Raw genomic sequence first — 13,867 nt, 5'->3', positions numbered from 1 at the left:
AGCCCGATCGTGTCGCGGTGCGGTCCGCGCGCCGTCACGCGCGGTGTGCGCCCGGGTCAGGGCCGCGGCGGCGGCAGCGCACAGGCCGCCGTCCCACCGGGCAGCCGCATCCGGTTGGCCGCCACCACCCGGTAGACCCGGTCGGCCAGCGTGCGTACCAGCGGCAGCTGCAGCAGCCGGCCCAGCAGCGCCCAGCCCGGCCCGGCCGCGCGCAGGGCCGCCGCGACCGCGCGCGCCCCACCGACGACCTCACCCGTGCGCGGCACCCACAGCACCTCCTGCTGCGCGCGCGCCGCCGTGGTGCCGACGGCGGCGAGGTCGGCCCGCTGCCACGGGACGACGGCGCAGTCGGCGGGCAGCACCCGCCGGGCGACGTCCGCCGAGCGGGTGCAGAACCCGCAGTCGCCGTCGAAGACCAGGGCCGGTCGCTGCACGTCTCCACCTCTCGTCCGGGCGCGTTCCCCGTCGATCATGGGCTCGTTGCCGGTGACACGCGACGACGCGCCGAGGCGGACGGCGAGAACCCCGTGATCACGGCGGACGGGGGCGCGTCGAGGTGCGTCTGGCGCTCTCTAGCGGCACGCCCAGAGAGCCGTAGAGGCGCCGACACACAGGGTCCTCGCAGGTGCCGGCACTAGCGTGGTCGAGGTGCTGAGGTTCCTGGTCAAGGTCGTCCTCATGGCCGCCGTCTTCTACGGCGTCGCCTACCTGCTGAACGGCATCGAGGTGGTCCCGAACCCGAACGGGCCACTCGGCGAGCCCGGCACCTACCTGTGGATCGCGCTGGTCTTCGCGGTCGTCAACGCGATCGTGGGGCCGATCCTGCGGCTGCTGTCGCTGCCGTTCGTGCTGGTCACGCTCGGGCTGTTCCTGCTCGTGGTCAACGCCGCGCTGCTCGGCATCACGGCCGCGATCACCGATCGGCTGCAGGTCGCCGGCTTCGGCACCGCGATCGTCGGCGGGCTGCTGCTGGCCATCGGCGGCTGGGTGGCCGACCAGCTCACCGAGCGGCGCTGACACCGGCCGCGTCGCTGTGACGGCAGGCACCGTCCGGGGCTAGCGTCAGCGGATGGCCCGCACCACCGGCACGGTCCCGGCGATCCCGGTACCGGCCCCCGCGGACGACGGCACGCCCGCCGCCGCGACCGAACTCGCCGCCCTGGAGGCGGCCACCCACGACAAGCACCGCCTGCTGGAGCAGGCCGCCCGGGAGGCGCTCGCCCGCGGCCCGGGGCTGCCCGCCGGCTGCAGCGCCGACGACGTCCCGGCGCTGATGCGCCGCTACTACTGGAGCGAGCCGGCCGCCGAGGTCCTCGACCAGGACCCGGCCGACGTCGCCGCCCTGGCGCTGCGCCACCTGCGGCTGGCCGAGGTCCGCCCCGAGGGGTCGGCGACGGTCGACGTCCAGCAGCTGCCGGCCCGCGACGGCGCCGGCCCCCGGTCGCTGGTCCTCGTCGTCACCGACGACATGCCCTTCCTCGTCGACTCGGTCACCGCCGAGGTGGTCCGGCAGGGCTTCCGCCTCGAGCACGTCGTCCATCCGGTGCTGGTGCTCCGCCGCGACGTGGCCGGCCGGATCCGGGCGTTCTGCGACAGTGCCGAGCCCGGCGCGTGCGGCCCCGACGCGCTCGCCGAGTCCTGGATGGCCGTCGTCCTCGACGGGCCGCTGGACGAGGAGGCGACCGGGGACCTGGTCGCCGGGCTGCGCACCGTGCTGGCCGACGTCCGGGCCGTGGACGAGGACGCCGCGCGGCTGCGGGCCCGCGCCCTGGAGCTCGCCGACCGGCTGGAGCGGGGGGTCGGGCGGGGAGCGGACACAGAGCCCTCCGAGGACCCGGCCGACGACCCCGCCGAGGCGGCGGCGCTGCTGCGCTGGCTCACCGACGGCAACTTCGTGCTGCTCGGCGCCCGGGACGTCGACCTGGTGCGCACCCGGGGCCGGACGACGGCCCGCCCGGTCGCCGGCAGCGGTCTGGGCGTGCTGCGCGGCGACGCCGACATCGCCACCGCCCCCGAGGCCGCGCCGGGCACGACGCTGCTCGCGGTGACCAAGGCCGACGCCCGCTCGACGGTGCACCGCCGCGCCTATCTGGACCTGGTCACCGTCACCCTGCCGGGCACCGACGGCGGCCCGGCCCGGCAGCACCGGCTGGTCGGCCTGTTCCCGTCGGCGGCTGCCGCGCACACCGTCCGCGAGGTGCCGCTGATCCGCCGCCGGGCCGCCGAGGTCGTGGAGCGCTCCGGCGTCCCGGCCGACAGCCACACCGGCAAGGCGCTGCTCGACATCCTGGAGACCTACCCCCGCGACGAGCTGTTCCAGGTCGGCACCGACGAGCTGCTGCCGGTCGCGCTGGCCGTGCTGCACCTCCAGGAGCGCCGGCAGACCCGGCTGTTCCTGCGCCGCGACCCCGGCGGCCGGTTCTGGTCGGCGATCGTCTTCCTGCCCCGCGACCGGTACACGACCGAGGTCCGCACTCGCGTGCAGCAGCTGCTGCTCGAGCGCCTCGGCGGCACGAGCATCGAGTACACCGCCCGGGTCACCGAGTCGGTGCTGGCCCGGCTGCACTTCGTCGTCCGCCCGCCGGTGGCACGCGGCGGGCGGCCCGCGCTGGCCGACGTCGACGTCCCCGCGCTGCAGGACGCGCTGGCCGCCGTCGTCCGCAGCTGGGCCGACGAGCTGGTCGACGCCCTCAAGGCGCGGTACGGCGCGGACGCCGAGCGCCGCTTCGCCCGGGTCGCCGACGCCTTCCCCGCCGCCTACCAGGAGGACTTCCCGGCGACGACCGCCGTCGAGGACCTCGAGCGGCTCGACGGGCTGGCCGAGGGCGAGCTGGGCCTGGTGCTGCGCCGGCCGTCGGGGGCGTCGTCGTCCGAGCCGCGGCTGGCGGTCTACCGGGTGGGGGAGCGGCTCCTGCTGTCCGACGTGCTGCCGATGCTGCAGCACCTGGGGGTCGACGTCGTCGACGAGCGGCCCTACGAGATCGACCGGATCGGCGCCCCGCTGGCCTGGATCTACGACTTCGGGCTGACCGCGCCGGTCGGCGACCTGCCCTTCCCCGGCTCGCTGCCCGAGCGGTTCACCGAGGCGCTGTCGGCGGTGTGGCGCGGGGACGCCGAGGACGACGGCCTGGGCGCGCTGGTGCTGCTGGCCGGGCTGAACTGGCGTCAGGTGACCGTCGTCCGCGCGTACGTGCAGTGGCTGCGCCAGGCCGGCCTGCCCTTCGGCCAGCGGTACGTGGAGACGACGCTGGCCGCGCACCCCGACGTCGTCGCCCGGCTCGTGGCCCTGTTCGAGACCCGCTTCTCCCCGGGCCGGGACGGCGGGCGGGCCGCGCGCCAGGAGGAGCTGGCCGCTTCGCTGCGGCGGGCGATCGGCGAGGTGGAGTCGCTGGACGCCGACCGGGTGCTCACCGCGATGCTCGCCGCCGTCCTGGCCACCCAGCGGACGACGTACTACGCCATGTCCTCGCCCCACCCGCCGCCGCTGGCGCTCAAGCTGCACCCTGCCGAGGTGCCCGACGTGCCCGAGCCGCGCCCGGCCCGCGAGGTGTGGGTGAGCTCGCCGCGGGTCATGGGCGTGCACCTGCGCTTCGGCGCGGTCGCCCGTGGCGGGCTGCGCTGGTCCGACCGGCACGAGGACCTGCGGACCGAGGTGCTCGGCCTGGTCAAGGCGCAGATGGTGAAGAACACCGTCATCGTGCCGACCGGCGCCAAGGGCGGGTTCGTGGTCCGCAACCCCCCGCCGGAGAGCGCCGGCCGTGACGCGTGGCTCGCCGAGGGGCAGGCCTGCTACCGGCTGTTCATCGGCGCGCTGCTCTCGCTCACCGACAACTGGGTTCAGACGGACGGGGTGGCCCCCGGCGAGGTGATGCCGCCCGACCGGGTGGTCCGGCACGACGACGACGACACCTACCTCGTCGTCGCCGCCGACAAGGGAACGGCGACCTTCTCCGACCTGGCCAACGCCGTCGCGCTCGAGCGCGGCTTCTGGCTGGGCGACGCCTTCGCCTCCGGCGGCTCGGTCGGCTACGACCACAAGGCCATGGGCATCACCGCCCGCGGCGCCTGGGAGTCGGTGACCCGGCACTTCCGCGAGCTGGACCTGGACGTGCAGAGCCAGGACTTCACCGTGGTCGGCGTCGGCGACATGTCCGGCGACGTCTTCGGCAACGGGATGCTGCTGTCCGAGCACATCCGGCTGGTGGCCGCCTTCGACCACCGGCACGTCTTCGTCGACCCCACGCCGGACGCCGCCACCTCCTTCGCCGAGCGGCGACGGCTGTTCGAGCTGCCGCGCTCGTCGTGGGCCGACTACGACCCCGCGCTGATCAGCCCGGGTGGCGGCGTGTGGCCCCGGACGGCGAAGGCGATCCCGGTCAGCGAGCCGATGCGGGCGGCGCTGGGCCTGGCCGACGACGTCGTCGACACGCTGTCGCCGGTGGAGCTGATCCGCGCCGTGCTGCTGGCGCCGGTCGACCTGCTGTTCAACGGCGGCATCGGCACCTACGTCAAGGCCTCCACCGAGAGCGCGCTGGACGTGGGGGACAAGGCCAACGACGCCGTCCGGGTCGACGGCCGCGACCTGCGGGTGCGCGTGGTGGGGGAGGGCGGCAACCTCGGCCTGACCCAGCGCGGCCGGGTGGAGTACGCGCTGAACGGCGGCCGGGTGAACACCGACGCCATCGACAACTCCGCCGGCGTGGACACCTCCGACCACGAGGTCAACATCAAGATCGCCCTGGACCGGGTGGTCGAGGCCGGCGAGCTGGACGCCGAGGGCCGCGCGGCGCTGCTCGGCGAGATGACCGACGAGGTCGCCGCCGCCGTCCTGACCGACAACCACGCGCAGAACGCGACCCTCGCCGTCGAGACCACCTCCGCGCGCAGCCTGCTGGACGCGCACTCCCGGTTCCTGCGGGCGCTCGAGCGCTCGGGCCGGCTCGTGCGCAGCGTCGAGTTCCTCCCCGACGACCGCCAGCTGGCCGAACGACGGCGCGACGGGCAGGCGCTGACCAGCCCCGAGCTGTCGGTGCTGCTGGCCTACGCCAAGCTCGAGACCGGGGACGCCGTCCTGGCCTCCGGCCTGCCGGACGACCCGGCGCTGGAGGAGCTGCTGGCCGGCTACTTCCCGGCCGAGCTGCGCCGCCGCTTCCCCGCGGCGGTCTCCGGGCACCCGCTGCGCCGGGAGATCATCGCGACCGCGCTGACCAACCGGGCGGTCAACGTGGCCGGGGTGACCGGGCTGTTCCGGCTGTCCGAGGAGACCGGGGTCCCGCTGGCCGGCGTGGTGCGGGCGCACGCGGTCGCCCGGGCGGTGTTCGAGGTGGACCGGCTGTGGGACGCCGTCCGCCCGCTGGACAACCGGGTGCCGGCGACCACCCAGGTGGAGCTGCGCACCGAGGCGACGCGGCTGGCCGAGCGGGCGGCGCGCTGGCTGCTGCGGCTGCCCGAGCTGACCACCGAGCGGGGGACCCCGCTGGGGGAGGTGACGGACCGGTTCGCCGCGCCGGTGGCCGCCGTGCGCGCCGGGCTGCCGTCGTGGCTGCTGGGCGCCGAGGCGGCCGCCCACGCCGAGCGGACCGAGCAGCTGCGGCGGGCCGGCGTGCCCGAGGCGCTCGCCGGGGAGGTCGCCGCGGCGCCGCTGTTGCCGGCCGCGCTGGACCTGGCGGTGGTCGCCGAGCGCACCGGCGCCCCGATCGGGCTGGCCGGGCGGGTGCACCAGGCGGTGGCCGAGCGGCTGTCGCTGGTGCCGCTGCGCGAGCTGGTCGTCGCACTGCCCCGCGACCGCCGCTGGCCGGCGATGGCCCGCGCCTCGCTGCGCGACGACCTGACCGGCGAGCAGGCCGCGCTCACCGCCGAGGTGCTCAGCGGGCGGGCGGGGGACGCCGAGGACGCCGACGCGCTGGTGGCGCGCTGGGTCGCCGGCTGGGACGGCGCGCAGCAGCGGGCGGCCGCGCAGCTGGTCGACATCGCCGCGGGGGACCGGCAGGAGCTGGCCGAGCTGCTGGTCGCCGTCCGGACCCTGCGCGGCCTGCACCGCCGTACCTGAGCTCGCAGCCGAGTGCGACGAACTCGTGGCCATCACGCATTGATCGCCACGAGTTCGTCGCACTCGGGGATGTCGAGCCGCGTCTGGGCCTGTCTAGTGACACCGCTAGAGAGCGACAGACGATGTTCGAGGGTGAGCTCAGGCTCGTCTGCGGCTCTCTAGCTCGGTCGCTAGAGAGCCCCAGACGGGGTCAGAGAGGCGGACGGCGCTCGCCGAAGCGGGTCGCCTGCTCGAAGGCGTGCCCGACCTCCAGCACTCGCCGGTCGGCCCGCGGCGCCGCGACCACCTGCAGGCCCACGGGCAGGCCGTCCGGGGTGAACCCGCCGGGCACCGACAGCGCGGGGCAGCCGGTCGGTGTGATGAGCGTGCAGGAGCGCATCCAGGCCAGGTAGTCCTCCAGCGGCTCGCCGTCGATCTCGGTGGGGTACTCCTGCTCCACCGGGAAGGGCAGCACCTGCGTCGTCGGCACCAGCAGGACGTCGTAGCGGTCGAAGAAGGCCACCACGCGCTCGTAGAGGGCCGTGTGGGCCATCTCGGCACGGGCGATGTCGGCTCCGGTCAGTGCGGCCCCCAGCGAGGCGTTCCAGCGGATCGACTCCTTGAGCTGGTCCGGGTGCCGCCGGGCCAGGTCGCTGAAGGTCGCGTCGAACACCCAGGCCCGCAGGGTGCCGAAGACGTCGTCAGCGCCCGAGAGGTCGGGACAGTCGGCCTCCACGGTGGCGCCCAGCTCCTCGAACACCGCCACGCTCTGCGACAGCACCGCGGTGATCGCCGGGTCCACCCGCACCCGCCCGCCCAGGTCCGGCGCCCAGGCCACCCGCAGCCCGTCGAGACGCTCGGGCAGCGGCGCGGCGAACGGGGCTCCGGGCGCGTCGAGGGAGATGGGCACCCGCCGGTCCGGCCCGGCCATCGCCGAGAGCACCAGCGCGACGTCGGCGACGGTGCGGCCCATCGGCCCCTGCACCGACAGCTGCGACCAGCCCATCGCCGCCGGCCGGGTCGGCACCCGCCCCGGGGTGGGCCGCAGCCCGACCACGTTGCAGAACGCCGCCGGGTTGCGCAGCGAGCCGCCGAAGTCGCTGCCGTCGGCGACCGGCACGAACCCCGCCGCCAGCGCCGCGGCCGCGCCCCCGCTCGAGCCGCCGGCCGACAGCCCGTGCCGGTAGGGGTTGTGGGTGACGCCGAACAACGGGTTGAACGTGTGCGAGCCGGCCGCGAACTCCGGCACGTTGGTCTTGCCGACGCGCACCGTCCCGGCCGCGCGCAGCCGGGCGACCACCAGCTCGTCGTCCGCCGGCACGGTGTCGGCGAGCGGAGAACCCCAGGTGGTGCGCATGCCGCCGGTGAGGTGGGTGTCCTTGTGCGCCACCGGCAGTCCGTGCAGCGGGCCGACGTCCTCGCCGGCGGCCAGCGCGGCGTCGGCGGCGTCCGCGGCGGCACGGGCGCCCTCGGCTTCCAGCGTGACCACCGCGTTGACCTGCGGGTCCAGCCGCTCGATCCGCTCCAGGCAGGCGTCGGTCAGCTCACGCGCCGACAGCTGCCGGGTGCGGATGAGCGCCGCCAGCTCGGTCGCCGGCAGGAGGCACAGCTCGTCAGTGGTGGTCACCCGGGAACTCTGACACGCATTGCGGGTGCTTCTCGTGCTCTGCGGGTCCTGCAGGACCCGCAGAGCACGAGGAACACCGGCAATGGGCAGTGATCAGGCGGGATGGGGTGGGACGACGTCCGGGACGTCGTTGGGGCCGGCCTCCGGCGGGCGGGGGCGGTCCTGGCGGTGCAGGCGGACGGCGACCAGCGCGACGTCGTCCTCGGGGCGGCCGTCGACCAGCCGCTCGAGCACCTCGTCGAGCAACTGCTGCAGCGGCAGGTGGGCGACGTCGACCAGCGCCTCGCGCAGCCGCACCATCCCGGCGTCGAGGTCGGCGTCGCGCCGCTCGACCAGGCCGTCGGTGAACAGCAGCACCGTGGACCCGCGGTCGAGGGTCACCACCGACTCCTGACGCTCGACCTCGTGGTCGACGCCCAGCAGCAGGTCGCCCTTCCAGGCGGCCAGCTCGGCCACGCTGCCGTCGGGGTTGATGACCAACGGCGGCAGGTGCCCGGCGTTCGCCCAGCGCATCCGGGTGATGCTGCGGCGGCGCTCGTCGTCGGTCTGCTCGAAGCGGGCCACCGCGGCGGTCGCCAGCACGTGGGTCTGCAGCACGGCCATCGAGGCGTCCAGCCCGCGCAGCACCTCCACCGGCGACGCGTCGCTGTAGGTGGCGATGCCGCGCAGCAGCCCGCGCAGCTGGCCCATGGCGGCGGCCGCCTCGGTGTCGTGACCGACGACGTCGCCGATGACCAGCATCGTCGCCCCGCCGGGCTGCAGGAACGCGTCGTACCAGTCGCCGCCGACCCGCGCGGCCTCGACGGCGGGGAGGTAGCGGACGGCGATCTCCGCGTGGTCGGGCTCCGGCGGCTCGGTGAGCAGGCTGCGCTGCAGGCCCTCGGCCAGCTGCTGCTGCTGGGCGTAGAGCCGGGTGTTGTCCAGGGCCAGGCCGGCGCGGTCGGCGACGTCCTGCGCGGTGGCGAGGTGCTCTCGCGACATGGTCTCGCCGAAGCTCGCGTACAGGGTGATCACACCCAGGGTGCGCCCCCGGCCGCGCAGGGGGAGGCAGACCGCCGAGCCCGGCGCCAGCGCGTCCAGCAGGTCGCGCGCCTCGCCGGAGGGCAGCAGCTGCCGCACCTCGGCGGCGTCGGCGCGCACCGCCTCGCCGGCCAGCAGCGCGCGGGCCACCGGGGAGGTGGCCGGCATCGCGTCGAGCCGGACGGCGGCGTAGCGCTCGACCAGCGCCCGGGCGGCGGGCTCGGCGTGCCACCAGCCCACGTCCCGGGGACGCCCCTCGGCGTCCACCACGGTGACGATGCACCACGGCGCCAGGCCCGGGACCACCAGCCGGGGCAGCCGGCTGGTGGCGGCCTGCGCGTCCAGGGTGCCGGCGAGCTCGGCGCTCACCTGGGCGAGGAGGGCCAGTCGCTGCGCGGACCGGTCGGCCCGGTCGCGGGCCAGCTTCCGCTCGGTCACCTCGATGAAGTAGACCGACAGGCCCTCGGGGCTCGGCCACGCGCGCAGCTCGTACCAGCCGTCGAGCGGTGCGGGGTAGTGCGCGTCGAAGTTGACCGGCTGCCCGGTCCGGACCGCGTTGCGGTAGCTGTCCTCGAAGACGCTGTTCACCGTCGCCGGGAACGCCGTCCAGATGACCTCGCCGAGCAGCTCCTCGCGGCTGCGGCCCAGCAGCCGCTCGGCCTCGGCGTTGACGTGCGTGAAGCGCCACTCGTGGTCCAGCGAGTAGAAGCCGGCCGGCATCGCCTCGAGCACCCGCGAGACCCGGACGTCGTCGGTGCGGTCCTCGGTGGTGTCGTACGCGGCGCCGAGCAACCGGACGGCGGTCCCGTCCCGGCCGGCCAGCGCGCGGCCGCGGGCCTGCACCCAGCGGGTGTCCCCGTCCGGGCGGACGACGCGGTACTCCGCCTCGAAGTCGCCGCAGCCGTCGATGCAGGCGCGCAGTGCCTCGCTGACGCGGGGCAGGTCGTCGGGGTGCAGCCGCCGGTTGAAGGCGGTGATCGTGCCGTCGAAGTCCGCGGTGGTGTAGCCGAACACCGCCATCAGCGGGTCGTCCCACACGAGTTCGCCGGAGCGCAGGTCCCAGTCGAAGGTGCCCACGCCACCGGCGTCCATCGCCAGCCGCCAGCGCAGGTGCTGGCGCTCGTACTCGCCGGTCAGCGCCGCGTACTCGAGTTCGGTCACCACCGAGGCGGCGAGCTGGCGCAGCGTGGCGACGTCGGTCCCGGACCACTCCCGCGGCACCGGGTCGAACACGCACAGCGTCCCGACGACGTGGCCCTCGCCGTCGGTCAGCGGGGCGCCGAGGTAGGCGACGACCAGCCCGCCGGTCACCTGTGGCAGGTGGCTGACCCGCTCGTCGGCCCGCCCGTCCGGGATGGCCAGCACCTCGGTGCCGGCCGCGGCGAGCGTGCACGGGCTGTCGGCGAGGCCGGTCTCCCGGCCGGCGCTGCCCGGGGACAGGCCGGCGACGCCGGCGATCGACTGGACGTCGTCCAGCAGGGAGATCTGGCCGGCCTGGGCGCCCAGCAGCCGTGCGGCCAGCTCGACCAGCCGGTCGACGGCGGGGGAGCCGGCCTGGGCGATGCGGAGACGACGGGCGGCACGGACGCGTGCCGGGTCACCGCGCAGCGCCTCCGCTGCCGTCTCGAGGTCGGACGGGCGCACGACGCCGCGCTGCCGCGGGGATCCCTCCACCGGTGCCTCTCGTCAGTCGACGCCCGGCCGGGAGGGTCCCCCCGGCCGCCGGCGGCCACACTCTTCGGGCCCACGCGTCCCCAGAGTTATGTCATGCCCTCTCGGTTGGGTGCAATGATCCTGACGCAGATCACCATCCCCGCGACGGTCCGTGCCGGGTCAGCGTGTCGCCGGGTCCGCCGGCACGACGAGCGTCAGCGCCGTCCCCCCGAGGTGTTCCACGTGGAACCCGGCGCGTCGCAGCAGCGCCCGCAGCCGGACGACGTCCGCGGGCTCACCGGTCGTGGTGGCGAGCAGTCGGGCGACCCGACCCTTGCGCGCCTTGTTGAAGTGGCTGACCACCGCCCGCGTGCCGTCGGGGCGCTCGCTGAGCACCTCGAGGGTCACCGCGCCGGGCACCGGGGCCAGCGCGGCGTAGGCGCCGCTGCGCAGGTCGACCACCAGCTCGTCGACGGCGGCGAGCACCGGGCCCAGCGCCGGCCGCCAGAGGGCGCGCAGCGTCGGCCGGCCGGGCAGCGCCGAGCCGGCCGAGAGCCGGTAGGCGGGGATGCGGTCGGTCCCGCGGACCACCCCGAACAGCGCCGACCCGACCGCCAGGCGCCGGTCGGCCCGGGCGCGCTGGGCGCGGGTGAGGGACCGCACGTCGAGGGCGTCGTAGAGGACGCCGGTGTAGCGCTCGAGGGCGGGCGCCGTCGGCGCGCTGCGCAGCTCGGCGTTGCGGGCGATCTCGCCGTCCTGCTTCGGGGACAGGCCCAGGGCCGCCCGCGCCGCCGGCCGGTCGCCCGCGAGCCGGACGAGCGCCTCGACCAGACCGGCGCGGACGTCGGTCAGCTCGGGCCAGGACAGTGCGGCCAGATCGAGGGGGGCGCCGTCCCCGCCCGGGCCCTTGGTCTCCGACGGCGGCAGCAGGACGAGCACGAGCTGTCACGCTACGTCGTGCCCGCCCGCGTGTCGGATCCTGGTGCGGAGTTCGGCCGGGCCGCACCGGGGGTGGCGCGGACCACACTCGGACCACCCGCCTCTGAGCCCCGGAGGACCGTCGCGGACGGAGGGGACCCACCGGGGCGCCCGGGCGGTGGCACCGCACCGCGGCCGGCACAGAGGCGTGCCGGCGCTGAGGAGGAGGAGCGTCCGTGGCAGGCAACAAGGCAGTCAGGTACATGGGGCCGGGCAAGGTCGAGATCGCCGATCTGGACTACCCGAAGCTGGAGCTCCAGGACGGGCCAGGCGTGCACCCGTCCAACGTCGGCCGCAAGACCCCGCACGGCGTCATCCTGCGGACCGTCAGCACCAACATCTGCGGCAGTGACCAGCACATGGTGCGCGGGCGGACGACGGCGCCCGAGGGGCTGGTCCTCGGGCACGAGATCACCGGTGAGATCGTGGAGAAGGGCGCTGACGTCGAGTTCCTCGAGGTCGGTGACATCGTCAGCGTGCCGTTCAACATCGCCTGCGGCCGCTGTCGCAACTGCAAGGAGGGCAAGACCGGCATCTGCCTGACGGTCAACCCGGATCGCCCGGGCTCGGCCTACGGCTACGTCGACATGGGCGGCTGGACCGGCGGGCAGGCCGAGTACGTGATGATCCCCTACGCCGACTTCAACTGCCTGAAGTTCCCGGACCGGGATCAGGCGCTCGCCAAGATCCGCGACCTCACGATGCTGTCGGACATCTTCCCGACCGGCTACCACGGCTGCGTGACCGCCGGGGTGGGCACCGGGTCGACGGTCTACATCGCCGGCGCCGGGCCGGTGGGGCTCGCGGCGGCGGCCTCCGCGCACCTGCTCGGGGCCGCCGTGGTGATCGTCGGCGACCTGGTCGAGGACCGGCTGGCCCAGGCTCGCAGCTTCGGCTGCGAGACCGTCGACGTCTCGAAGGGCGACCCGAAGGACCAGATCGCGGAGATCCTGGGCGAGCCCGAGGTGGACTGCGGCGTCGACGCCGTCGGCTTCGAGGCCCGCGGGCACGGCAAGGACGCGCAGACCGAGGCGCCGGCCACGGTCCTCAACTCGCTGATGGACATCACCCGGGCCGGTGGCGCCCTCGGCATCCCCGGCCTCTACGTGACCGGTGACCCGGGCGCGGCCGACGAGGCGGCGAAGGTCGGGTCGCTGTCCATCCGGCTGGGCCTGGGCTGGGCGAAGTCGCACGCGTTCACCACCGGTCAGTGCCCGGTCATGCGCTACAACCGCCAGCTGATGATGGCGATCCTGCACGACAGGGTGCAGATCGCGAAGGCGGTCAATGCGGAGGTGATCCCGCTGGAGGACGCGCCGCGGGGCTACCAGGAGTTCGACCAGGGCGCGGCGAAGAAGTACGTGCTCGACCCGAACGGCCTAGTCCCGGCCGTGTAACCGGCACCAGGAGATCGGCCCCCCTGCAGGGAGAAGGACCCCCCTGCCCCCCGCCACTCGCAGGCTCGCGGCGGGACCCTGCAGGGGGGCCGCCGCGGCCGCTGCCCTAGGTCCAGTAGAGGAGCCGGGCCTGAGGCAGCCGCTCGGCGAGCGCGGCCTCGAACCAGCCGCGCAGCTCGGCCATCGTGTCCTTCGGGTACACGTGCTTGACCGAGCCGTACTTCCCGCGCTTGGTGGTGCGCCGGGCCTCGTCCATGCCGAGCCTGGTGCGCGGGTACCAGTCCAGCAGCGTCTCCTTGCTGCCCGGTGTGAAGCGGTGGGTGACGCACTCGACGGTGAGGTCCGTGCCGGCCGGGAGCGCCGCGGCGACGGCGTCGAGCAGGTCGCCGTACTCCTCCCGCCAGCCCTCGACCGGCATGATCGGCGCGATGGTCAGGCCGACCGGGTAGCCGGCGGCGGCCACCGCGGCCAGCGCCGCGACCCGGGCGGACACCGGGGAGGTCGCCCCCTCGAACCGGCGGGCCACCGACGCCGCGTTGACCGAGAACCGCAGGCGGGTGCGCCCGTGGTGCGGGAGGTCGAGCTGGCCGGCGACGTCGTCGAACTTCGTGGTGGCCCGCAGCTGCACCGGCCCGGGCCAGTCGTGGGTGCCGAAGTGCTCGACCATCCGCGCCAGGCCGCCGGTCAGGTGCTCGATCGCCAGCGGGTCGGTGTAGCAGGAGGCCTCGAACGTCGTCCCCTCACCGCCGCGCTCGAGCGTGCCCGAGGTGACCGCGCCCCGCCCGACGTGGGCGTCGAGGCCGTCGAGCACCTCGTCGAGGTCGGCGAGGACCCGGGTGACCGGCGGGCCGGACAGCGAGCCGGCGAGGTAGCAGTACTGGCAGTGCGCGGCGCAGCCCTCGGCCAGGTCGACGCGCCAGTCCGCCGACGGCGGGATCGGCTGCAGCCTGCGCTTGGACGGCGCGGGGACGACCAGCGCGAGGGTGTCCTTGGCCCGCATGAACGCCGCGCGGTCGCCGTCCCCGCGGAGGTTGGGCAGCCGGTCGCCGGGCAGCAGTTCGACGTCGGACACCCCGGCGGCCTCGAGCCGCGCGAGGACGCGCTGCCCGTGCGGGCGCTCGGCGGCGGAGCGGGTGACCAGGACGCCGTCGCTTATACACATCT

The 13,867-nt window shown here is 75.3% G+C and carries 8 protein-coding genes; 3 read left to right on the top strand and 5 right to left on the bottom strand.

Features of this window, described 5'->3' with window-relative positions; all coding sequences use genetic code 11:
• Positions 1-56 precede the first annotated feature (56 nt).
• The gene (locus CNO22_RS11730) at positions 57-434 is read right to left on the bottom strand and encodes a thiol-disulfide oxidoreductase DCC family protein (RefSeq protein WP_198588268.1); all 378 of its coding nucleotides are present in this window, start codon (positions 432-434) and stop codon (positions 57-59) included.
• 205 nt (positions 435-639) lie between these two features.
• Between CNO22_RS11730 and CNO22_RS11725 the strand changes: the two genes are divergently transcribed.
• Both CNO22_RS11725 and CNO22_RS11720 read left to right on the top strand, forming a co-directional pair.
• The gene (locus CNO22_RS11725) at positions 640-1,017 is read left to right on the top strand and encodes a phage holin family protein (protein WP_232806976.1); all 378 of its coding nucleotides are present in this window, start codon (positions 640-642) and stop codon (positions 1,015-1,017) included.
• Between the two features lie 52 nt (positions 1,018-1,069).
• A complete protein-coding gene (locus CNO22_RS11720) occupies positions 1,070-6,049 on the top strand; it encodes an NAD-glutamate dehydrogenase (protein ID WP_100499545.1) in 4,980 nt (1,659 codons plus the stop codon).
• Positions 6,050-6,239: 190 nt separating this feature from the next.
• Here the strand turns inward: CNO22_RS11720 and CNO22_RS11715 are convergent, their stop codons facing one another.
• From CNO22_RS11715 to yaaA, 3 genes are all read right to left on the bottom strand, one after another.
• A complete protein-coding gene (locus CNO22_RS11715; RefSeq protein ID WP_100499544.1) occupies positions 6,240-7,655 on the bottom strand; it encodes an amidase in 1,416 nt (471 codons plus the stop codon).
• A gap of 93 nt (positions 7,656-7,748) precedes the next feature.
• Positions 7,749-10,349 (bottom strand): SpoIIE family protein phosphatase, encoded by a 2,601-nt coding sequence (locus CNO22_RS11710; RefSeq protein ID WP_100499543.1) that lies wholly within the window; start codon positions 10,347-10,349, stop codon positions 7,749-7,751.
• Positions 10,350-10,508: 159 nt separating this feature from the next.
• Positions 10,509-11,267 (bottom strand): peroxide stress protein YaaA, encoded by a 759-nt coding sequence (gene yaaA, locus CNO22_RS11705; protein WP_100499542.1) that lies wholly within the window; start codon positions 11,265-11,267, stop codon positions 10,509-10,511.
• A 215-nt stretch (positions 11,268-11,482) separates the two neighbouring features.
• Between yaaA and fdhA the strand changes: the two genes are divergently transcribed.
• Positions 11,483-12,703: a formaldehyde dehydrogenase, glutathione-independent gene (fdhA, locus tag CNO22_RS11700; RefSeq protein WP_100499541.1), complete on the top strand. Its 1,221-nt coding sequence runs from the start codon at positions 11,483-11,485 to the stop codon at positions 12,701-12,703.
• A gap of 106 nt (positions 12,704-12,809) precedes the next feature.
• Here the strand turns inward: fdhA and CNO22_RS11695 are convergent, their stop codons facing one another.
• Positions 12,810-13,865: an SPL family radical SAM protein gene (locus CNO22_RS11695; RefSeq protein WP_100499540.1), complete on the bottom strand. Its 1,056-nt coding sequence runs from the start codon at positions 13,863-13,865 to the stop codon at positions 12,810-12,812.
• Positions 13,866-13,867 lie beyond the last annotated feature (2 nt).

Origin of the sequence: Geodermatophilus chilensis, assembly GCF_002802985.1 — a bacterium.
Taxonomy (GTDB): domain Bacteria; phylum Actinomycetota; class Actinomycetes; order Mycobacteriales; family Geodermatophilaceae; genus Geodermatophilus; species Geodermatophilus chilensis.
This window is presented reverse-complemented; position numbering and strand designations above follow the sequence as displayed.

Excerpts from the sequence above, each read along its gene's own strand:
- CNO22_RS11720 (WP_100499545.1), top strand. The coding sequence starts at position 1,070 with ATGGCCCGCACCACCGGCACGGTCCCGGCGATCCCGGTACCGGCCCCC.
- CNO22_RS11695 (WP_100499540.1), bottom strand. The coding sequence starts at position 13,865 with ATGTGTATAAGCGACGGCGTCCTGGTCACCCGCTCCGCCGCCGAGCGC.